General features: G+C 43.7%; 17 protein-coding genes. 16 read left to right on the top strand and 1 reads right to left on the bottom strand.

Translation table 11 applies throughout. The features are described 5' to 3' along the window. The first annotated feature begins 139 nt into the window (after positions 1-139). From ACQ86K_RS26975 to ACQ86K_RS26925, 11 genes are all read left to right on the top strand, one after another. Complete coding sequence (locus ACQ86K_RS26975) at positions 140-2,569, top strand: ABC transporter permease (RefSeq protein ID WP_091165215.1); 2,430 nt, start codon at positions 140-142, stop codon at positions 2,567-2,569. A 253-nt stretch (positions 2,570-2,822) separates the two neighbouring features. Then, on the top strand, positions 2,823-5,183 hold the full coding sequence (locus tag ACQ86K_RS26970; protein WP_091165218.1) for an ABC transporter permease: 2,361 nt from the start codon (positions 2,823-2,825) through the stop codon (positions 5,181-5,183). 90 nt (positions 5,184-5,273) lie between these two features. Continuing rightward, positions 5,274-5,612 carry a hypothetical protein gene (locus ACQ86K_RS26965; protein WP_431199099.1) on the top strand — a complete coding sequence of 113 codons (339 nt, stop codon included), beginning with the start codon at positions 5,274-5,276 and terminating at the stop codon, positions 5,610-5,612. A 17-nt stretch (positions 5,613-5,629) separates the two neighbouring features. Continuing rightward, positions 5,630-7,666 carry an ABC transporter permease gene (locus ACQ86K_RS26960; RefSeq protein ID WP_431199098.1) on the top strand — a complete coding sequence of 679 codons (2,037 nt, stop codon included), beginning with the start codon at positions 5,630-5,632 and terminating at the stop codon, positions 7,664-7,666. 333 nt (positions 7,667-7,999) lie between these two features. Next, the gene (secA, locus tag ACQ86K_RS26955) at positions 8,000-11,311 is read left to right on the top strand and encodes a preprotein translocase subunit SecA (protein ID WP_091165222.1); all 3,312 of its coding nucleotides are present in this window, start codon (positions 8,000-8,002) and stop codon (positions 11,309-11,311) included. Positions 11,312-11,573: 262 nt separating this feature from the next. Continuing rightward, entirely contained in the window at positions 11,574-12,038 is a 465-nt protein-coding gene (locus tag ACQ86K_RS26950; RefSeq protein WP_091165225.1) for an SPOR domain-containing protein, read from the top strand. Next, complete coding sequence (locus tag ACQ86K_RS26945; RefSeq protein ID WP_431199097.1) at positions 12,031-13,221, top strand: M20 metallopeptidase family protein; 1,191 nt, start codon at positions 12,031-12,033, stop codon at positions 13,219-13,221. Before ACQ86K_RS26950 ends, ACQ86K_RS26945 begins: the two co-directional genes overlap by 8 nt. A gap of 109 nt (positions 13,222-13,330) precedes the next feature. After that, the gene (locus ACQ86K_RS26940; RefSeq protein WP_091166919.1) at positions 13,331-14,257 is read left to right on the top strand and encodes a hypothetical protein; all 927 of its coding nucleotides are present in this window, start codon (positions 13,331-13,333) and stop codon (positions 14,255-14,257) included. A 382-nt stretch (positions 14,258-14,639) separates the two neighbouring features. Then, a complete protein-coding gene (locus ACQ86K_RS26935) occupies positions 14,640-14,918 on the top strand; it encodes a hypothetical protein (protein WP_431199096.1) in 279 nt (92 codons plus the stop codon). Continuing rightward, on the top strand, positions 14,915-16,093 hold the full coding sequence (locus ACQ86K_RS26930) for a hypothetical protein (RefSeq protein WP_431199095.1): 1,179 nt from the start codon (positions 14,915-14,917) through the stop codon (positions 16,091-16,093). Before ACQ86K_RS26935 ends, ACQ86K_RS26930 begins: the two co-directional genes overlap by 4 nt. A 74-nt stretch (positions 16,094-16,167) precedes the next feature. After that, positions 16,168-16,539 carry a gliding motility-associated C-terminal domain-containing protein gene (locus ACQ86K_RS26925; protein ID WP_431199094.1) on the top strand — a complete coding sequence of 124 codons (372 nt, stop codon included), beginning with the start codon at positions 16,168-16,170 and terminating at the stop codon, positions 16,537-16,539. 170 nt (positions 16,540-16,709) lie between these two features. Here the strand turns inward: ACQ86K_RS26925 and ACQ86K_RS26920 are convergent, their stop codons facing one another. After that, a complete protein-coding gene (locus ACQ86K_RS26920; RefSeq protein WP_091165234.1) occupies positions 16,710-17,231 on the bottom strand; it encodes an NADPH-dependent FMN reductase in 522 nt (173 codons plus the stop codon). A gap of 298 nt (positions 17,232-17,529) precedes the next feature. On the opposite strand from ACQ86K_RS26920, the gene ACQ86K_RS26915 reads away from it, so the two are divergent. From ACQ86K_RS26915 to lepB, 5 genes are all read left to right on the top strand, one after another. Continuing rightward, positions 17,530-18,333, top strand: coding sequence for a ParA family protein (locus tag ACQ86K_RS26915; RefSeq protein WP_090529444.1), 804 nt, complete (start codon positions 17,530-17,532; stop codon positions 18,331-18,333). Positions 18,334-18,336: 3 nt separating this feature from the next. Next, positions 18,337-19,248, top strand: a complete 912-nt coding sequence (locus tag ACQ86K_RS26910; protein WP_091165240.1) for a ParB/RepB/Spo0J family partition protein — start codon at positions 18,337-18,339, stop codon at positions 19,246-19,248. Positions 19,249-19,361: 113 nt separating this feature from the next. After that, on the top strand, positions 19,362-19,940 hold the full coding sequence (locus ACQ86K_RS26905) for a DUF5683 domain-containing protein (RefSeq protein ID WP_431200942.1): 579 nt from the start codon (positions 19,362-19,364) through the stop codon (positions 19,938-19,940). Positions 19,941-19,963: 23 nt separating this feature from the next. Beyond that, positions 19,964-20,713: a 4-hydroxy-tetrahydrodipicolinate reductase gene (gene dapB / locus ACQ86K_RS26900; protein WP_091165245.1), complete on the top strand. Its 750-nt coding sequence runs from the start codon at positions 19,964-19,966 to the stop codon at positions 20,711-20,713. A 16-nt stretch (positions 20,714-20,729) separates the two neighbouring features. Continuing rightward, a complete protein-coding gene (lepB, locus tag ACQ86K_RS26895) occupies positions 20,730-22,184 on the top strand; it encodes a signal peptidase I (RefSeq protein ID WP_091165248.1) in 1,455 nt (484 codons plus the stop codon). The last annotated feature ends 149 nt before the right edge of the window (positions 22,185-22,333 follow it).

The raw sequence follows: 22,333 nt of genomic DNA, 5'->3' as shown, positions 1-22,333 counted from the left end.
TCGGAATTAAGAAAATAATAATTCATGTCATTGCGAGGCACGAAGCAATCGCATGCTATACAGAGCTGCTCTGCTTCCGTGCGATTGCCACGCTATCGCTCGCAATGACATATTTGAATGAACCATTGAATCAACTAAAATGTTAAAAAGTTATTTAAAAACGGCATGGCGGTTTTTGTTGAAAAACAAAACCTTTAGTTTAATTAATATAGTAGGGCTGGCTACGGGTACACTTTGCTGCCTTTACATTTTGCTGTATGTGCAGGATCAGTACAGTTACGATAAACAACATAAAGATGTTAAGGATATTTATCGTATCATCACTACGCTCGAGCTAACCGGCGATAAACATGACGGCGCTGCAAGTTCGCCGCCTATTGCGCCGGCTATGAAAAACGATTTCGGTGAAGTTTTGCAGTTTACCCGGTTAGTTACTACTGAGGGTTTTGGCGCCAAGCAGCACCTGTTACGCTACAAAGAAAAATCATTTTATCAGCAGGATGCTGCTTATGTGGATTCTACCTTTTTTGATGTGTTTAACTTTCATTTTGTTAGCGGCAACGTTAATAAAGTGCTGGCTGAGCCTTACAGCCTTGTATTAATGAAGCCGGTAGCTGATAAGCTTTTCGGCAGCGAGAATCCCATAGGGAAAATGATCTCTATCGATAATTCATTCGGCAAACATGATTTTAAGGTTATGGGGGTGATAGACGAAAGCGCCGGACAGTCGCACATTAAAGTAAGCATGTTTATGGCCATGAACAGTGGTGGCCTTGGGCAGTACGTACGGCAAAATACTGCATGGGCCGGTAATAACTTTTTATACGCTTATGTAAAGTTACGCCCCAATGCCAGTGCTGCTGCTCTTGAGAAAAAGCTTCCGGACTTTTTGAATAAATATGGCGCCGACCAATTGAAGGCTATCGGCATGAAAAAGTCGCTGCACCTGCAGCCGGTAACTACCATTCATACAACGCCGGGGCATGAGCATGAGCTAACCAAAACGCTTGATCCTGCATTCCTGTACATCATGATATTGGTGGCTGTACTGATACAGGTAGTGGCCTGTATCAACTTCATGAACCTTTCAACAGCGCGTGCATCAAAACGCGCCAAAGAGGTTGGTGTACGCAAAGTAATAGGCGCCGGCCAGGGTGATTTGATGAAACAGTTTTTAGGCGAATCATTTATGCTAACGCTCATTGGTGTGGCAATAGCCTTACCAATGCTTATAATTCTGCTGCCTTATTTAAACCAGGTAACGCATACAGATATTCATTTATCGTTTTTTAGCAATTATAAGCTTTGGCTAATGCTGGTGTGTATAGTTGTGGTTACCGGTTTTGTGGCAGGGAGCTATCCGGCTTTTTATTTATCGGCGTTCAGGGCTATTAAGGTAATCAAAGGGAATTTTACCAGTCATATTTCGGCAGCAGGGATCCGTAAATCATTGGTAGTGTTTCAGTTTGTGCTGTCTATAGTACTTATAACAGGTATTATCGTGATTTACAGTCAGCTCAATTTCGTAAAGAATAAAGACCTTGGCTTCGACCAAAATCAAAAGCTCATCTTTAATTTTTATACCGGTACTACTCAAGGCAAAATGAAAAATTTTGCAAATGATTTAAGGCAGATGGCCGAGGTTAAAACAGTAAGTAATGCCGATAATTACCTGAGCCAGTTTGTACCACATGATCATGGTGTTTATACCGCAGGCGGCAACATGACCACCGCAACGGATGCACAAAATATTAATACTGATGAGTTTTTTGCCAAAGCCAACGGCATCAAAATAATTGCAGGCAGAGATTTCCGTATTGGCGATACTACCCGTGTACTTATCAATGAAACCTTATGTAAAAGATTGGGAATTAGTCCGCAGGCTGCTCCCGGTACCAGGCTTTATACGCAATATGCGCCCGATCCGGTAAGCTTTGTTGAAGTGGCCGGTGTAATGAAGGATTTTAACTACAACTCCCTGCATATGGAAGTAAAACCGTTTATGCTGGTTTACCGTAATGATCCGCGGCAATTTAATGTGATGGTGGTATCAACAGATAGCAAAAACTATAAATCGTTACTGAGCAAAATGGAAGCGCTATGGCGCAAGGACATTGCTGATGCACCGTTTGAATATTCGTTTTTAGATACTGAGGTTCAAAAGCAATATGAAACCGAGGTTACGCTGTCGCAAATCATCAATTCATTTACATTGATGGCGATAGTGATCTCCTGCCTTGGTTTGTTTGGTTTGGCAGCTTTCAGCGCCGAACAGCGCAGCAAGGAAATTGGCGTACGTAAGGTGCTTGGTGCCAGTGTAACGGGTATTGTACAATTACTGTCGAAAGATTTTGTACAACTGGTGCTGGTAGCCCTCGTGATAGCTATACCAATAGCCTGGTGGGGCATGAGCAAATGGCTGCAGGCATTTGAATATCGGGTAACTATAAGCTGGTGGATGTTTGCCCTGGCCGGTGTGCTGGCTATGGTAATAGCTCTGTTAACGGTAAGCACACAAGCCATAAAAGCCGCGAGGATGAACCCGGTGAAGAGCTTGAAGGCGGAATAGAGTGGTTAGAGGTTGGAGATTAGAGGTTAGGAAGATTTCGGAATTCGGATGTTCGATTTCGGAATTAAAGAAATAATATAATCTATGTCATTGCGAGGAGCAGGCTGAGTAACGAATAGGCGCGACGCGGCAATCTCGTAACTAATGCATAAACGCCATGCAACGCGGTCGAGTTAAGCACGACGAGGTTGCTACGCTGCACTGCGCTGCAATGACATGATTGCAAATACCAATGAACCAATGAACTATAATCATGTTAAAGAATTACATCAAAATCGCGTTCCGTAATATTGTTAAAAACAAGGTGCATGCCTTTATTAACATTGCGGGTTTATCGGTGGGGATGGCAGTGGCCATGCTTATCGGTCTTTGGATCTGGGACGAGCTATCGTTTGATAAGTACCATAGCACCTACAACCGCATGGGGCAGATTATGGTTACACAAACGGCAAATGGCGAAACGCCTACTTTTCGATCTACCGTGGTGCCGCTGAGTGCCGAATTGCGTACTAAGTATGCCAGCGATTTTAAACACACCTCGCTTTTTTGGGGTGGGGCGCATATTCTTACAGTAGGTGATAAAAAGATATCACAAATTGGGGCCTGGGCCGAGGGTGATTTGCCGGCCATGCTTGCATTGAATATGGTAAGAGGCAGTTATACCGAGTTTAGGGATCCTTCATCAATAGTTATATCTCAATCAATTGCCAAAGCGCTGTTTGGCAATGCCGATCCGGTCAATAAAACTATCAAAGCTGATAATAAAACAAACTTAAAAGTTATCGGCGTATATGAAGACCTGCCACGCAATACTTCATTTTATGAAACAAAGTTCCTGATGCCTTTTTTTAATAAAAACAACTGGTGGGGCACGCAAACGGGAGCATGGGATAATCATGGCTGCTCATTGTTTGTTCAGCTGGCCGATAACGTGGATTTTGATAAAGTATCGGCTAAGATCAGGAACATTACCAAGCCACATTTCAAGATGAATGATGAAAGTATACAGGTGCACCCCATGAGCAAATGGCACCTGTACAGCGATTTTAAAAACAGCAAACCTGTTGGTGGACTTATTGAAATGGTTTGGCTGTTTGGTATTATTGGGGTATTTGTGTTGTTGCTGGCCTGTATCAATTTCATGAACCTGAGTACCGCCCGAAGTGAGAAACGTGCTAAGGAAGTGGGGATCAGAAAGTCTATCGGCTCCATGCGCTCACAGCTCATCAACCAGTTTTTGAGCGAATCGGTAATATTTGCCTGTTTGGCGCTGATAGTTACACTTGGTATAGTTTTGATTGCGCTGCCATCATTTAATCATATTGCTGATAAACAAATAGGTATGCCATTTGGCAATGTTTGGTTTTGGCTCCTGGCTTTGGGTTTTACTTTATTTACAGGCGTCATAGCAGGCAGTTATCCGGCATTTTACCTTTCATCATTTGAGCCGGTGAAGGTTTTAAAGGGCACTTTCAAGGTCGGCCGTTTTGCGTCTCTGCCGCGTAAGGTTTTGGTTGTTGTGCAGTTTACGGTATCCATAGCGCTGATTATAGGTACCATTGTCATATTCAGGCAAATCCAGTATGCTAAAGACAGGCCGGTCGGTTATTCGCGTGCGGGCTTACTTTCTTTCGAGATGAAGACTCCTGAAATTTACGGACATTATGAAACCATGCGTAACGACCTGATCCAAACCGGCGCGGTTGAGGATATGGCCGAATCAAACAGTACCACCACAGAGATTTGGGCAAATAACGGAGGCTTCGATTGGGAGGGCAAGCCCGCAGGCTTCGATCCAACTTTTGGTACCGTTGCTACAACCTATGATTTTGGGCATACCGTAGGCTGGAAAATTATCCAGGGCCGCGATTTTTCAAGAAACTTCCCAACGGATACCGGTGCCTTTATCCTCAACGAATCGGCAGTGAAAATGAGTGGTATTAAAAACCCGGTGGGCAAAGTGATCAGGTGGAACAAACAGGATCATGTTGTTACGGGCGTGGTGAAGGATATGGTGATGGAATCGCCTTACAAAAAAACTGTAGCTACGGTATTTATGATGTTACCGGGCTGGGTTAATTTCATAACGCTGAGGGTTAAACCAACCATGCCCATGCAGGAAGCCTTAAAAAAGATAGAACCGGTGTTCAAAAAATATAACCCCGGCAGCCCGTTTGATTTTAAATTTAATGATGACGAATACGCGAGCAAGTTTTCGGACGAACAGCGGATCGGCAACCTCGCTACCATATTTGCGGTGCTGGCTATATTTATATCGTGCCTTGGCTTATTCGGCCTGGCTTCATTTGTTGCCGAACAACGTATCAAGGAAATTGGCGTACGCAAGGTGCTCGGAGCGTCGGTAGTCAACCTGTGGCGATTGCTTTCGACAGAATTTGTAGTATTGGTTACTATTTCGCTGTTTATAGCGATACCTGCTGCTTATTATTACATGAACAACTGGCTGCACAGGTACGAGTATAGATCAGCCATAACCTGGTGGATCTTTGCTGCATCAGGAGTTGGCGCTGTTTTAATCACTTTGCTAACGGTAAGCTATCATGCCATAAAAGCGGCGCTGGCAAACCCGGTTAAGAATTTGAGGAGTGAATAAAACCTCACCCAACCCTCTCCAAAGGAGAGGGCTAATAAATTATTAATTAAATTAAAGATCCCTCCCCTTTGGGGAGGTTAGGAGGGGTAAATGTTTAAAAACTATTTAACCGTTGCGTGGCGAAACCTTGTTAAGAACAAGGCACATACGCTTATCAATATTACAGGCCTGTCGGTAGGTATGGCGGTAGCGATGCTTATTGGCCTGTGGATCTGGGACGAGTTATCGTACAATAAAAACTTCGATAATTACGACCGGATAGTTCAGGTATGGCAAAATCAAACATTCAATGGAGTAACGGGCTCGCAAACGGCTATGCCTATACCTCTGGGTTATAAGTTGCGGAACGACTATAAGCACGATTTTAAATACGTGGTGCTTTCGTCCTGGAATTATGGGCACATCATGGCCTATGGAGAAAAAAGCTGACTAAGGAGGGAAGCTACATGCAGGCCGAAGCGCCTGATCTGCTTACTTTAAAAATGCTGAAGGGCACACGTGACGGTTTGAAAGATCCATCATCTGTTTTACTTTCGGCAACATTGGCCAAGGCTTTGTTTGGTGGTACCGATCCGATGCTTAAAACCATCAAAATTGATAATGTATGGAATGTTAAAGTGACCGGCGTTTATGAAGACATGCCGCATAATTCCGAGTTTCGCGAGCTGGGTTTCATAGCGCCATGGGATTTATATATAACTACCGCCGCATGGTTAAAACGGGCCGAAACACGTTGGGGCAATAACTCCTGGCAAATTTTTGCTCAGCTGAAGCCTGGTATCGACGCCAAAAAAGTATCGGCCGAGATCAAAGATCTTAAACTGCATGCGATTAAAGCGCAGGGAGACGACGTTGGCGCCAGCTTTAAACCGGTAGTTTTTCTGCATCCAATGAGTAAATGGCACCTTTACTCGAGCTTTAAAGATGGCTTTAATGTTGGCGGCGATATCAAATTTGTATGGATGTTTGGCATTATCGCCGTATTTGTGCTGATGTTGGCCTGTATCAATTTCATGAACCTGAGTACCGCCCGTAGTGAGAAAAGGGCCAAGGAAGTAGGGATCCGCAAAACGGTAGGCTCGTTAAGGAGCCAGCTGATCAGCCAGTTCTTTATCGAGTCGGTAATATTAGCGTTGTTCGCATTTTTAATTTCGGTTTTACTGGCGCAGCTTACGCTATCGTGGTTCAATGGCGTAGCCGATAAAACCATGCACATTCTTTGGGGCAACGCGGTTTTCTGGCTGCTGGGTTTAAGTTTCAGCATTATCACAGGGCTAATTGCCGGTAGTTACCCGGCATTTTATCTGTCGTCCTTTCAACCGGTTAAGGTTTTGAAGGGTACATTCAAGGCCGGCCGCTATGCAGCAGTGCCGCGTAAAATACTGGTGGTACTGCAGTTTGCTGTGTCGGTTACGCTAATCATCGGCACCATCATCGTGTTCAGGCAGGTGCAGTTCACCAAAAACAGGCCTATCGGTTATGAGCGTACGGGGTTGGTACAGATAGATATGCGTACCGATGAAATTCATAAACATTTTGAAGCCGTAAGGAACGATCTGCTTAAATCGGGGGCTATTATTGAAATTGCCGAGTCTGGTAGCCCGCTTACTGCTGTGTACTCCAATAACAGCGGCCTAAACTGGCGGGGAAAACCTGCCGGTTTACAGGATGACTTCGCCACGATAACCCTTAGTCCGGAGTTTGGCAAGGTTGCCCAGTGGAAGTTAATTGAAGGCCGCGATTTTGAACGCAATAATGCAGGCGATTCGTCAAGCATGATTGTAAACGAAACTGCCGCCCGTTTCATGAATTTTAAGCACGCTGTAGGTGAAACAATCGACTGGGGCAAAAAATTCAAGATCATAGGCGTGGTAAAGGATATGGTGATGTCGTCGCCATATGAGCCGGTTAAGTCATCGATATTTGTGCTGGATAATGATCCGGGCGGGCTTGTGGATATCCGTTTAAACCCCAAAATGAGCGCCCACGATGCTATTGCCAAAATTGAGTCAGTTTTTAAACAATATGCGCCCGGCAGCCCGTTCGAATATAAGTTTACCGACGAAGAGTATGCCCGTAAATTCACCAACGAAGAGCGCATAGGCAAACTCGCCGGGTTCTTTACCTTGCTGGCCATTTTTATCAGCTGCATGGGCTTGTTTGGTATGGCATCATTCATGGCCGAACAACGCACTAAGGAGATTGGTGTACGCAAAGTGCTGGGTGCTTCAATATTTAGCCTATGGCAATTAATGTCGAAGGAATTTGTGCTTCTGGTATCGGTATCATTATTGATAGCCATACCAACAGCTTATTACTTTATGCAGGGCTGGCTGCAGGATTATAAATACCGGGCCGATTTATCATGGTGGATATTTGGCCTCACCGCAATAGGAGCTATCGCCATAACGCTGCTCACCGTAAGTTATCAAAGTATAAAAGCAGCTTCAATGAACCCGGTAAAAAGTTTGAAAACGGAATAGAGTAGTATTGTTGGAGATCAGTTTTTACCCCGTTGTCGTGCCCTCACGACAACGGGGTGTGAGCTTCTGAACCTAAATTTATAGAATTTAATGAATTAACCGGATGCCAGGCAAATTCCGAAAATTCTTTAATTCGTTTAATTCGAGTTCAGACATTCTGAGCCAAGCAACAACAAATACAAACACCGTAATGTCAATCTTACATCCACGCATAACGGTTTAAAGCATTATCCTTTCGGCATTCGGCACAAAACCTTACATTTGCCTGTCAATTTGGCTCTAACGGCTGCTATGGCGCAATTGTTGAGCCGGGTTGTATCATAATAAAATAATATGTTAAATTTTATCAGTAAGCTTTTCGGAAGCAAATCAGAACGGGATGTAAAAAGTATACAGCCTATAGTTGAGAAAATTAAGGCTGAATATGCTAAGCTTGGCTCCCTGAGTAATGATGAGCTTAGGGCTAAGACCATATATTTTAAAGAAACCATTGCCGAAGGCCTTTCTGGTATCGACAGTGAAATACAAGCCATTAAAGATCGTACAGAAAACGAGCTTGATATGGATGTAGCCGAAAAAGTTGAGCTTTATACTCAGCTTGATAAGCTTGAAAAAGACCGTAATAAAGAGCTTGAAGATATATTGATGAATATATTGCCCGAGGCATTTGCTGTAGTTAAAGAAACAGCAAGCCGCCTGGCTGCCAATAGTTCATTAGAAGTTACCGCTACCGAGTTTGACCGCACGCTGGCTGCCCGCAAACCAAACGTTACTATTAAAGGCGATAAAGCTTTTCATAGCAGCACCTGGATAGCAGCCGGCAACGAGGTTACCTGGAACATGGTTCATTATGATGTACAGCTGATTGGCGGTACCGTACTGCACCAGGGTAAAATATCGGAAATGGCCACAGGTGAAGGTAAAACGCTGGTAGCCACGCTGCCTGCATATCTTAACGCTTTGGCCGGACAAGGTGTTCACATCGTAACGGTGAACGATTACCTGGCCCGACGAGATAGTGAGTGGATGGGCCCATTGTATGAGTTCCATGGGTTATCTGTTGATTGTATCGATAAGCATGAACCAAACTCTGAGCAGCGCCGTGCCGCTTATTTGGCCGATATTACTTTTGGTACCAACAACGAATTTGGTTTCGATTACCTGCGTGACAATATGACACGCAGCCCGGAAGAGCTGGTACAACGCAAATTGCATTATGCCATGGTGGATGAGGTTGACTCCGTTTTAATTGATGATGCCCGTACACCTTTAATTATATCAGGCCCTATCCCACGTGGCGATGAGCATGAGTTTTATGAGCTGAAACCACGCATCGAGCGTTTGGTTAATGCGCAAAAAAACTACGTTAACGGCGTATTGAACGAAGCTAAGAAAGCTATTAACGACGGTAATACCGATGTTGATGGTGGTGGCTTAGCTTTGTTACGTGCTTTCCGTGGTTTGCCAAAAAGCAAAGCATTAATCAAATTTTTGAGCGAAGGTGGTAACCGCACCATCCTGCAAAAAGTAGAAAATCACTACATGCAGGATCAGGGAAAAGAAATGCCAAAGGTTGACTCTGAATTATTCTTCGTTATTGATGAAAAGAACAACCAGGTTGAACTTTCTGAAAAAGGCATCGAGCTGATCACCGCATCCGGCGAAGATCCACATTTCTTTGTAATGCCTGACGTAGGTACCGAAATAGCTGAAATTGAAAAATCAGCCTTAAGCACCGAAGAAAAGATTGCCCGTAAAGACGAGTTGATGCGCGATTTCTCGATCAAATCTGAACGTATCCATTCGGTTAACCAGTTACTGAAAGCTTATACCCTTTTTGAAAAAGATACCGAATACATTCTTGACGAAGGCAAGGTAAAGATAGTTGACGAGCAAACCGGTCGTGTATTGGACGGCCGCCGTTACTCTGATGGCTTACACCAGGCTATTGAGGCTAAAGAAAACGTAAAAGTTGAGGATGCTACCCAAACTTTTGCAACCATTACCCTGCAAAACTACTTCAGGATGTACCATAAGCTTTGCGGCATGACTGGTACCGCTGTTACCGAAGCAGGCGAGTTTTGGGAGATCTACAAACTGGATGTGGTTGAAATACCAACCAACACCCCAATTACCCGTGATGACAAGCAAGACCTTGTTTACCGTACTGTACGTGAAAAATACAATGCGGTGGCCGAGGAAATTGTTAGTCTTACTCAGGCTGGTCGCCCGGTACTGGTTGGTACAACGTCGGTTGAGATCTCGGAGTTATTGAGCCGTATGCTTAAACTGCGCGGTATCAAACATAACGTACTGAATGCCAAAATGCACCAGAAAGAGGCCGATATTGTGGCCGAAGCTGGTAAGGCCGGCACTGTGACTATTGCTACCAACATGGCTGGTCGTGGTACGGATATTAAATTGGGCCCTGGCGTTAAAGAAGCCGGTGGTTTAGCCATTGTGGGTACCGAGCGTCACGAATCGCGCCGTGTTGACAGGCAGTTGCGCGGTCGTTCTGGGCGTCAGGGTGACCCGGGCTCATCACAGTTCTTTGTATCGTTAGAGGATAACCTGATGCGTTTATTCGGATCAGAGCGGATTTCAAGCCTGATGGTACGTATGGGTATTGAAGAAGGAGAAGTGATCCAACACTCCATGATCTCCAAATCAATTGAGCGTGCACAGAAAAAAGTGGAAGAAAACAACTTCGGCATTCGTAAACGTTTGCTGGAATATGACGACGTGATGAACTCACAGCGTACAGTGATCTACACCAAACGTAAAAACGCCCTGTTTGGTGAGCGTTTGGATGTTGACCTGAGCAACACCATTTTTGATGTGGTTGAGGACATTGTTACCGAATATAAAGAAAGTGCCAACTACGAAGGCTTTACCTTAGAAGTGATCCGTTTGTTCTCGGTTGATATTGAGCTTAGCGCTGACGAATTTACTGCAAAAACAATTCCGGCGTTAACTGATCTGACCTTCCAAACGGTAATGGATTTTTATAAACGTAAACAGGAAGCAGTTGCACAACAGGCTTACCCGGTTATTAAAGACGTTTATGAAACCCGCGGCCAGTATGTTGAAAACATTGTTGTTCCGTTCAGCGATGGTATTCACGGCATCCAGGTAGCTGTTCCGCTTAAAAAAGCGGTTGAAAACCATGGTCACGAGGTATTTAAATCTTTCGAGAAAAACGTTACCCTGTACCTGATCGACGATGCGTGGAAAGAGCACCTGCGCGAAATGGACGAGTTAAAACAATCGGTACAAAACGCGGTTTACGAACAAAAGGACCCACTGTTGGTTTACAAGTTTGAGGCCTTTGAATTATTCCGCGGCATGCTGGCCAATGTGAACAAGGAAATTGTAAGCTTCCTGTTCCGCGGTGGCATCCCGGTTCAGCAACAGGCCGAAGAGGTAAGGGAAGCGAGGCCCGAGCCGAAGCTTGACCTGCGCAAGATGAAAACAACCAAGGCCGAAGTGGTGAGCGAAAGCAACGGCGTGCCTATGGATGATTTTCCGCAGGAGCAGCAAAAGATCACCCCGGTAAGGGTTGAAAACAAAATTGGCCGTAATGACCCTTGCCCTTGCGGTAGCGGTAAAAAATACAAAAACTGCCACGGTGTAGGGCAGAATTAATATAAAGCTCGTGAAAACGGGCTATGATAATCATGTCATTGCGAGGTACGAAGCAATCCCAAACTATACAGGGCAAACTTTAATGGATGCTCTGCAAATCGGGGATTGCTTCGTACCTCGCAATGACGGTTAAAAAAGGTGTCATGGGTAGCCTGTCGAAGCATGGTGGGAGTGCCTTTACTCGCGACCCTTCGACAGGCTCAGGGTGACAGGCCTTTATGCAAGTTTCATCCGCTATTAATGCCAAATAATAATTTATCATATGAAAAAAGCAGTATTTGATCATCAAGCTAAATCAGCCATTATCAGATACTGCTTTTTTGTTTTATTACTGCTTGCATCAACCCAAACCTTTGCCCAAACACGCGGCAAGGTTGAAGTGATCAAGGACCCGCTGGTTGACAGCCTGATAGCTAAAAGATTTACGCTGAACAGTACAGCGGGTACTGATGCCGCCGGTTATTCATCCTACGGCTACCGCGTACAGTTCTTCAGTGGCTCAAACCGCAAGGATGCCTACAACGCGCAAAACCGGTTGCAGCAGCAATACCCCGAACTGCGTACGTACATCAGTTACCGCGAGCCCAACTTTAAGGTAAAGGCAGGCGATTTCCGTACCCGGCTTGAAGCTGAAAAACTGGTACAGGAACTGCGCTCGTCGTTTTCGAGCATATTCATCATTTCCGAAAAAATAAATCTTCCTAAAACGGATCCTAATAATGATTAAAGAGCAAATACAGGAATTATCCGCAAAAATATTCAATGAGGTAGTGGCTAACCGCCGTCACCTGCATGCCAACCCGGAGCTTTCATTTCATGAATTGCAAACCTCGGTTTTTGTAGCCAACAAGCTTGAAGAGTTTGGCCTGGAATACCATAAGATGGCCGATACAGGTTTGGTAGCCCTCATTAAAGGCGAAAAACCATCTGACGCCGGCAATGTTGTTGCATTGCGTGCCGATATGGATGCGCTTCCGATATTGGAAGCCAATGATGTTCCGTATAAATCGCAAAACCCGGGTGTAATGCATGCCTGTGGCCACGATGCGCACACATCATCATTATTAGGTACAGCTAAAATATTAACCGAATTGAAAAGTCAGTTTGCAGGCACCGTTAAACTGATCTTTCAACCGGCCGAAGAGAAACTGCCCGGCGGTGCCAGCCTCATGATTAAAGAGGGCGTTTTGGAAAACCCAAAACCGGCTGCCGTATTGGGCCAGCATGTAATGCCTTTGATTGATGCCGGTAAAGTTGGTTTCCGTGCAGGTAAATATATGGCCTCAACTGATGAACTTTATGTTACTGTTAAAGGTAAAGGCGGTCACGGTGCTCAGCCGCAGCAGAATATCGATCCGGTTATCATTACCGCACATATATTAACCGCGCTACAGCAGGTGGTGAGCCGCTTTGCCGATCCTAAAAGCCCTTCGGTATTATCATTTGGTAAGGTAATAGCCAATGGGGCTACCAACGTGATCCCTAACGAGGTTTACCTGGAAGGTACTTTCCGCACCATGGATGAGAAATGGCGCGAGGAAGCTCACAAACGCATGAAAAAAATGGCCGAAGGTATTGCCGAAAGCATGGGCGGAAGCTGCGATTTCAATATCATGCGCGGTTATCCATTCCTGATTAACGAAGAAAAATTAACCCATGCCACCCGTGGCCATGCCGAAGCTTACCTGGGGAAAGAAAACGTGCTCGACCTGGACATCTGGATGGCTGCCGAAGATTTTGCTTATTACTCGCAGGCTGCCAGCAGCTGTTTTTACCGCCTTGGCACCCGTAACGAAGCCCGCGGAATAACTTCATCTGTGCACACACCTACTTTTGACGTGGAAGAAGATGCATTTAAAATAAGTACCGGTTTGATGGCTTATTTGGCGGTTAAACAACTCGGCAACTAAAAACCATGTCATTGCGAGGTACGAAGCAATCGCGAACTCTGCAGATCCGCTCTGTATTGCATGCGATTGCCGCGCTACGCTCGCAATGACATGCTGTAAAAAGCAATCAATGAAAAAACTACTCCTGATCCTTATCCTTACTACTGCCAGCCTGCTAACAAAAGCTCAGCAAATCAATCGCTTTAATCCGGATACTATCCGTACCATCGTTATCGATTCACTGGTTGATATCCGCTCACATAAACTCAACGCGCAGGATTTCATAGATGCCGTATTGGCCGATACAGGCTTTTATAAGGCCTTCCAGAATATGAAAGGCTTTGGCTTTACTGCCGAAAACCGAATTTTTACTTACGACAGCAAGAACCGGGTAAACGGGCGCATCTACCGTAAAATACTCCACAGCAACGCAGCCGGTAAACATAAAATAGAATACGTTGCTAAAAGGGACAGCGGTGACGTTTACAAAAAGAACGGCAAGTACCAGTTGTATACGGTTGAGATGTTCGATTTTATTTTCATGAATGCGTATAACTCTGATTTTACTAAAGGTGATGCCCTGCCGGGATCGGGAGGTAAAAATGAATCGTACAAAAGCAAACTCAAAACGCTGATCTTTACGCCGGGTCGCAAAGTAAGCGGAATCCCTTTCATCAGCAGCAAAACGGAAATTTTCTCTAATGATATGCGCCAATATTATTATTACGAATTTGCCCGTGGTAAATACCTCGACACCATCCCTGTTTATCGCTTTAAGGTGAGGTGCAAGCCGAGCACATCCGACAGCGATACCATGATTAAGGAAATGACCACCATTTTTGATGAGCGTACCTTTCAGATCCTTGGCCGGTATATCGATATGAAATTCAGCAACATGTTCTTTGATTTTAATGTGCAGATGAACATCGAGCTTAATAATTTCCAGGGCGAAACGCTACCTGCAAAAATTACCTACCAGGGTAATTGGAATATTCCTTTTCATAAGGAAGAGCGTGCGAGTTTCTTGATTGTACATAAGGATTATAAGAAAGAGTAGAAACTCTTAACCACCTGAAAGGGGCATTAAGAAAAAGCCCTTAGCCAGCGCTCAACCGGAGCCGGGCGTAGCAGCCTTTTTTGTGCTTGCAGACCCTAAGCATGACATCTGCAACACACAGAAATATGATTAGCTTGTTTTTCATATTAGCAGGCTTTTGTATACTAATAGTTAACTTTTGGGAGATAACGCCTGTTCACGATAAGTGGTTGTTTTGCAGTGAGTAATATATTCGTGGTTTAATTGCTTTTATACGCTGGGATAACCAAAAAAATATATTTTTGATGGTTCGATGTTTATATCCTTCAACCGGTTAATGCCTTTTAATTTCATTAAATTATTTCTGTTGATCTTGTTTGCTTTTACTTTTCCAAAGGTTAAAGTGAAAACGGCTGTTTGTAATGGCAGTTACGGCGACCCGGTAGTAAAACTTGATTTTGGATCGGGAGTTAGTCATACCGGTCCTCCACTGGCTACAGGTATTACAACCATGTTCTATGCTCCTGATTGCCCGGATGATAGGTATTATTCAATTGTAAGCAGTCAAACTTCGTGTCATGATACCTGGCATACTGTACTTCATGATCATACAGGAAATTCTGGTGGTTATATGATGCTCGTGAATGCATCGTACGAACCAAGTGTTTTTTTACCGAAATGAAGGAGCTTAATCTTTGCGAAAACACAACCTACGAGTTTTCAGCTTATGTACTCAATCTCATGAAACTTTCATCAAGTGATGCCAGTACTAAACAGCCTGATTTATTATTTACCATAAAAAAGCCCGATGGCACAATCTTAACCCAGTACGATACCAATACCATACAGCCCACCGCAGATCCTCAGTGGAATAAATATAGTGTGCCATTTTCAACAGGGGCGGGCGTTACGCAAATTGTATTGGAAATCAGCAATAGTGGGCCGGGAGGTAATGGAAACGATTTGCTGCTTGATGATATTGAATTCAGGGCTTGCGGACCTAACATTAAAGTTGGATTTACAAATGTTGACAACACCGAACCGCAAAATGTCTGCAAGGAGCAGGTGCAAAACTATAAACTTATTGCAGATCTGAATAACGGCTATAGCAACCCTAAAGTACAATGGCAAAGCAGTACTGATGGTGGCGGTAGCTGGACTAACATTCCGGGTGCTACTGATCTTAGCTATGCTTTTCAATTTGCTGCGGATAAACCGGTAGGTACCTACCAATACAGGATGGCTGCAGCTGAAGGAGATAATATCAATTCGCCAACTTGCCGCGTTTACTCAGACGTGCGCACCATAACGGTTAATGCTTACCCGGCCAAACCTTCTATTACCGCACCGGCTGTATGCGAAGGGGATGTGCTTACACTTACTGCAAATGCGCCGGGAGCAATCAGGTATGAATGGACCGGGCCGGGCGTTACCGCTAATAATAAAGCTCAAAATCCTCTGGTAATTGACAATGCCACTGTTGCTGTTAATGGCGATTATCAGGTTACTGTGTTCTCGGCTGGTGATTGTCCTACTTTATCAGATAAAGTTACGGTAACTGTTAACTTAAAACCCGTTATACCTGTTCTCACCCCAGCTCCAATTTGTAAGGGCGACCTAATCATTCTCAATGAAACTACGCCCAACGCCAAAAGCTATAGCTGGTCGCCGGTTACAGGATTGTCTGATCCAACTGCGGCAAACCCTACTGCCATGCCGACCGAAACAACCACTTATACAGTAACAGTAACAAGCAATGGGGATTGTACTGCAACCCAAACAGTAACTGTAACAGTTATGCCCACTCCCGAAGCAAGTATAAGTCCGCAGAAAAAATCTTTGAAGGGCAATCGGTAGTACTGGATGCCGAGGCAAAATATGCAGATACTTATTTATGGAGCCCCGCGGATGGACTCGACGATCCTACCAAATTGAACCCTGTTGCCAGCCCTTCCGATGATGTTACTTATACCCTGAAAGCCTCATCAGGTATTGGTTGCGGATATGTTAATGCCTCAATTTTTGTACGGGTTTATAAAAAGATCGTTATTCCATCAACGTTTTCGCCCAATGGAGATGGTTTAAATGATAACTGGGATATTGAGGCTTTATCAACCTATCCGCAATGTTCACTGAATGTTTTTAACCGAAACGGGCAAAAAGTATATGCCTCTACAGGTTATGATAAACCGTGGAGCGGCGGTTATAAAGGATATGCTTTACCACCCGGGACTTACTACTATGTGATTGATCTTAAAAGTGGGGCGCCGCTATTATCGGGCTGGGTGCTTATAGTGCGCTGATTATATAAAGCCAAAAGCAGATTGTGCAAAGCCTAAAACAAAATTGATTACATAGGTTTAAGTTATTACTGAAGCTAATTTTTAGGCTTCATATAATTGCTTCTTTTTATGTTATCATTAACTGCGGTGCTTGTGCCCGGAATTAATCCAACAGGTAGCTCAAGCAAAAATCAAAACTTAATGATCTTTTCTATCTGCTCGTTTACAAACTTTATGGTATCGGGCTTAAACAGGTTCCCTTCTTCATCAAACTCTTTGTGTATGGCCGCTATGTGTAATTTAAGCGCCATAATGTTGAGGTGCAGGTAATGGCAAACGCCGGTAAAATGGTCAACCCCGCGGATATTACCATATTTGCCCGATGATAAGCCTACCAATGCCGCTTTTTTATCATAAAAACTTTCGGGGAAACTACAGGCATCAATGAAAACCTTAAGTACACCCGGAAAGCTGCCGTTATATTCGGGGATAAGGAATATGAATTTATCTGTATTGGTAACTGTTTGCTGGATAGGCTCAAATGCTGCGCTGCGTTTGTTGTAGAGGTCGGTTTCAATAACGTTTGGAGGCAGCTGAGCAAGTGATAAGATACCTGCTTCAACACCCTTTTCCTGCAGTTTTTGCTGATAAACCTTAGCAAGTTTGAGCGTTGAGCTTCCCGGTCTGTTGGTTGACGATATTATGGTTATCATTTATTATTGGTAAATTGCTGACTGATCTGATTAGTAATATTGTTGTTGATTAATTTGTAATATTTTGTTAATGAATGTTTTAATAATAAATATGATTAAGTAATAATATTTATTAGTTGCCGCGCTGATAATTGACTAATTGATCAATTTTGTTTGTAAATAGGCAAAAGCTGTGGAATTCTGCATTATTTAATTCCGTATCTTTATCACCGGATAAAAACTTTACGAAAGTAGAAATTTCTGTTTCTATTTAACGTTGTTATAAATCACAGAACTATAAATTTTTTTAAACTATAGAATGAGTAAAATTATTGCTTTAGCCAACCAGAAAGGCGGCGTAGGGAAAACTACATCATCTATAAATCTGGCTGCAAGTTTAGCTGTATTAGATTATAAAACCTTGTTGGTTGACGCCGACCCGCAGGCTAATTCAACTTCGGGTATTGGTTTCGATCCCCGCAATATAAAAAACAGTATCTATGAATGTATCATCAATGAGGTTGATCCTCATGAGGCCATTCAGAAAACTGAAACTCCTAATCTTGATTTATTACCCGCACATATTGATCTGGTAGGTGCCGAAATTGAAATGATCAATTTAACGGGCCGCGAGTTTAAAATGAAACAGGTATTTGAAAAAGTGAGGGATGAATATGATTTTATTATTATCGATTGTTCGCCGTCATTAGGTTTGATCACCATTAACGCTTTAACCGCTGCCGATTCGGTAATTGTACCGGTACAGTGCGAGTATTTCGCATTAGAGGGTTTGGGCAAATTGTTAAATACCATCAAAATTGTTCAGTCGCGCCTTAACCCCCAACTTGAAATTGAGGGGATTTTGTTAACCATGTACGATGTGCGTTTGCGTTTGAGCAATCAGGTGGTTGATGAAGTTAGGACCCATTTTGAAGACATGGTTTTTGATACCATTATACAGCGTAATACCCGGTTAAGCGAGGCCCCGAGCTTTGGCGTATCGGTAATTATGCATGATGCTACCTGTAAGGGTGCAATAAATTATTTAAACCTTGCCCGCGAAATTCTGGAGAAAAACGGGTTGGTTAAGGGTGAACAGGCAACAGCTACAGCAACAGTATAGTAAATGAGTGGTGAAAAGAGAAATGCCCTGGGAAAGGGACTGAGTGCGCTATTGAACGACACGCCTAACGTACAACCATACCAAAACAGAAGTAGAGAAACAGCAAGCCCTGCCGAGGTAAATGACCTTGGCTCGGTTAATGAAATAAAACTGGCCGAAATTGAGGTTAACCCGTTTCAGCCCCGTACCGATTTTGATGAGCAGGCACTGGCCGAGCTTTCAGAGTCGATCAAACTGCAGGGTTTAATTCAGCCGATAACGCTCAGGAAAATTGGGGCGCATAAATATCAGCTGATATCTGGCGAGCGTCGTTTTCGGGCATCAAAGCTGGCCGGCCTAACCCAAATTCCGGCTTATGTGCGCACCGCCAATGATCAGCAAATGCTGGAGATGGCACTTATCGAAAACATTCAGCGCGAAAACCTGAATGCTATAGAGGTTGCCCTTAGTTTTCAGCGCATGATTGAGGAATGTAACCTGAAGCAGGAAGAACTGGGCGATAGAGTAAGCAAAAACCGCTCGACGGTGACCAACTACCTTCGTTTGTTAAGGTTGCCGCCGGTTATCCAGGCCTCCATTCGTGATGGCGAGCTTTCAATGGGGCATGCAAAAGCTATTTTAACGCTAACCGATCCTGCCAAACAATTATTTATACATCAGCATATTATAAAGGAAGGTTTATCCGTTCGTAAGGTTGAAGAACTGGTAAGAGAGATGCAAAAGTCGCCGGTAAAAAAGGAAGGCAAACAGCCCGAGCCGGTATCATATCAGTTGCAGAAGATCCAGGATGACCTGGCTTCAAAATTTAGTACAAGGGTAAAACTAAAAGTTGGCAGCCGCGGAAGCGGTGTTATCGAGATCCCTTTCCTTTCGGAAGATGATCTTGGCCGCATCCTTGAAATGCTTGATTGGTAATTGTTAATTTAAAAAATGTATAAATTCCTGTTTTTTTTAGCTGTATCCGCTTTTTTTATTTCTGCCGCACAGGCGCAGGTAGTTGATAGTACGGGGAGTAAAAAAGTGATACGCTGAAAGTAAAGCATCCTGTTAAAACCCCGTCAGGCTCATTTGCTCCCAAAATTGATCCTGCCAAAGAAAAGATCTATCATCCCGATAGTACCCATATCCCGCATAAAGCAGTAATGCATTCATTGATGATACCTGGTTGGGGCCAGGTGTACAACCGCAGATGGTGGAAAGTGCCGTTAATTTACGGAGGTTTAGGTTTGCTAACCTCGGCCATTATATATAACCAGCATTATTACAAAGAATATTTAACATTATCAAGATATCGCCAGGGTACTCCTCCTAATCCCGGCGATCCTTATTATACAGAATATAACCTTTATAAAGACGTGCCAGATGCCAACCTGAGCGATGCCCGTGAAAATTCAAGGCGTAACCGCGATTTGAGCATACTGGGCTTTTTAGCTGTATGGGGTATCCAGGCTATTGATGCTTATATCGATGCCAAGTTCATCCACTCATATACGGTAGATAATAATTTGTCGTTCAAAGTAGCTCCGGGTATAATTAATCAGCCGGTTTATGCGCAGGGCGCTAATAATGCTTATATTCCGGGTATAAAAGTTACCTTTACGTTTTAATAAGGAAAACCACAATACCTGAAATGAAGATAGCGTTACTTGGCTACGGAAAAATGGGCAAAATCATCGAAAAGATAGCCCTTAGCCGCAAGCATGAAATTGTACTTACCATTGATCATGAAACCCTTCATGACCTTACAACCGAAAATCTGCAAAAAGCAGATGTGGTAATTGAATTTACTACCCCGGCATCCGTATTATCAAATATCGAGCATTGCTTTAATGCTAATGTACCTGTTGTTATTGGTACTACAGGCTGGTACGAGAAATTACCGGAAGTAAAACAGCAATGTATTGAGGGGAATAAATCATTATTGTGGGCTTCAAACTTCAGCGTTGGCGTTAACGTGTTTTTTTACGTGAATAAGCTGTTGGCTAAAGTCATGAACAAGTACCCTTATTACGAAGTACAGGTTGAAGAGATCCACCATACCCAAAAAATGGACTCGCCAAGCGGTACTGCCATAACCATCGCCGAAGGCATCATTAACAACACCGATACCAAAAATGAGTGGATTAATGTATTAACTACCGACGACAGTGATGACGATGCGAATGTTGCTCCTAACCAATTACTTATAGAATCATTAAGGATAGACAGTGTGCCGGGTACTCATACCGTTATTTATGATTCGGAAGTGGATAGCATCGAATTTAAGCATACTGCCCATAACCGTAATGGGTTTGCTTTAGGCGCTGTACTGGCTGCCGAGTGGCTGCACGATAAAAAGGGTTTTTACTCTGTTGAAGCCATGTTTGATTTTAACAGCTAATAGCTTTTTAATATAAATGGCAATAGCGGGCTATATAGGGTTTTATATCATTACGGGCCCGCTATTGATTTTAATACTGGCTGGATACTGGAAACTTTTTGAAAAAGCCGGTCGCCGGGGGTGGGAAGCACTGATCCCGGTTTACCATCTTTACATTATGCTTAAGTTGAGCCAACGGCCGTTGTGGCTCCTTTTGTTGCTTTTAATACCGGGCGTAAACTTTATTATAAGCATCGGCATCCTCATTGATTTTATTAAATCGTTTGGCAAGGTGGGCATAGGGCAAATCACCATGTCGGTGTTGTTGCCATTTATTTTTATCCCCAAATGGGGTTTTGATAAAAACACCCGTTATGTTGGCCCGTCGGCAAGTGACGATTTCAGGGAAAAATACCGTGACCTTGATAAATCCCCACTAAGGGAATGGACGGAAGCTATTCTTTTCGCTATAATAGCGGCAACGGTTATTCGCGGGCTTTTCCTCGAGGCTTTCACCATCCCTTCGTCATCTATGGAGAGCTCACTAATGGTAGGCGATTTTTTATTTGTGAGCAAGATCAATTACGGTGCACGCCTGCCTATGACCCCCATAGCATTTCCATTTGCACACCACACTATGCCGCTCACCGGTACTAAAGCCTATTGGGATGGTATTAAGCTGCCCTACTATCGGCTGCCGGGTTTCAGCGAAGTGAAAAAGGGTGATGCAGTAGTATTTAACTATCCAATGGATGCTGATTCGCCGTTTTACCGCCCTGTAGATAAGCAGGAAAATTATATCAAACGGTGCCAGGGCACACCCGGCGATACCATAAGGCTGGAGTACGGCCAGGTATACGTAAATAACCGTTTGATAGCCGCCCCACCCAACGCGGAAATGGAATACCGGGTACGTACAAATGGTTCGGGAAGAGGTTTTGGTCCCCATACGCGATATAACCTTCATTTGTCTGATATTCAACAGTTTACCTGGGTTTATTTTACAGCGAATATGACTGCACAATCGGCCGAAAAGCTAAAAACATATCCCTATATCAAGGCGGTGAAGCCCGATGTTAAGTTAAGAGGGGTGTATGATCATGAGGTTTTTCCGCATGATCCGCGCTTTAGGTGGAACGAGGATAACCTGGGGCCAATTATTATTCCGCAAAGAGGCTGGACTGTAAAGCTGGATAGCATGACCATGCCTTTTTATCGCCGGGCCATTGAGGTGTATGAAAATAATAAAGTGCAGGTTAAAGGGAACGCAGTTTTTATTAATGGGAGCAAGGCCGATAGTTATACCTTTAAAATGGATTACTATTGGATGATGGGCGATAACCGCCATAACTCTGAAGATTCGCGTTTTTGGGGCTTTGTGCCCGAAGACCATATTGTAGGTAAAGCCATATTGGTTTGGATGAGCTGGGATGCCAATTCGCCTTCATTTTGTAAAATAAGATGGGACAGGGTATTTAGAAGAATTAATTAGAGAGATATGCAGATGTGCAAATTCCGGATGTGCAGATGAGAGATTAAATAATTATCAATTTGTGCCCTAATAATAGAATCTATAATTAATATGGGGGAGCGTAACATATAACGTGTAACATATATCTTATACATAAAATATAAACATTA

The sequence above is a fragment of the Mucilaginibacter sp. P19 genome (genome assembly GCF_050632265.1).
Taxonomy (GTDB): domain Bacteria; phylum Bacteroidota; class Bacteroidia; order Sphingobacteriales; family Sphingobacteriaceae; genus Mucilaginibacter; species Mucilaginibacter gossypii.
The sequence above is the reverse complement of the archived record's forward strand: the minus strand, read 5'-3'. Positions and strand labels throughout refer to the sequence as shown.

Excerpts from the sequence above, each read along its gene's own strand:
- ACQ86K_RS26975 (WP_091165215.1), top strand. The coding sequence starts at position 140 with ATGTTAAAAAGTTATTTAAAAACGGCATGGCGGTTTTTGTTGAAAAAC.
- ACQ86K_RS26970 (WP_091165218.1), top strand. The coding sequence starts at position 2,823 with ATGTTAAAGAATTACATCAAAATCGCGTTCCGTAATATTGTTAAAAAC.
- ACQ86K_RS26965 (WP_431199099.1), top strand. The coding sequence starts at position 5,274 with ATGTTTAAAAACTATTTAACCGTTGCGTGGCGAAACCTTGTTAAGAAC.
- ACQ86K_RS26960 (WP_431199098.1), top strand. The coding sequence starts at position 5,630 with ATGCAGGCCGAAGCGCCTGATCTGCTTACTTTAAAAATGCTGAAGGGC.
- secA (WP_091165222.1), top strand. The coding sequence starts at position 8,000 with ATGTTAAATTTTATCAGTAAGCTTTTCGGAAGCAAATCAGAACGGGAT.
- ACQ86K_RS26950 (WP_091165225.1), top strand. The coding sequence starts at position 11,574 with ATGAAAAAAGCAGTATTTGATCATCAAGCTAAATCAGCCATTATCAGA.
- ACQ86K_RS26945 (WP_431199097.1), top strand. The coding sequence starts at position 12,031 with ATGATTAAAGAGCAAATACAGGAATTATCCGCAAAAATATTCAATGAG.
- ACQ86K_RS26940 (WP_091166919.1), top strand. The coding sequence starts at position 13,331 with ATGAAAAAACTACTCCTGATCCTTATCCTTACTACTGCCAGCCTGCTA.
- ACQ86K_RS26930 (WP_431199095.1), top strand. The coding sequence starts at position 14,915 with ATGAAGGAGCTTAATCTTTGCGAAAACACAACCTACGAGTTTTCAGCT.
- ACQ86K_RS26920 (WP_091165234.1), bottom strand. The coding sequence starts at position 17,231 with ATGATAACCATAATATCGTCAACCAACAGACCGGGAAGCTCAACGCTC.
- ACQ86K_RS26915 (WP_090529444.1), top strand. The coding sequence starts at position 17,530 with ATGAGTAAAATTATTGCTTTAGCCAACCAGAAAGGCGGCGTAGGGAAA.
- ACQ86K_RS26910 (WP_091165240.1), top strand. The coding sequence starts at position 18,337 with ATGAGTGGTGAAAAGAGAAATGCCCTGGGAAAGGGACTGAGTGCGCTA.
- dapB (WP_091165245.1), top strand. The coding sequence starts at position 19,964 with ATGAAGATAGCGTTACTTGGCTACGGAAAAATGGGCAAAATCATCGAA.
- lepB (WP_091165248.1), top strand. The coding sequence starts at position 20,730 with ATGGCAATAGCGGGCTATATAGGGTTTTATATCATTACGGGCCCGCTA.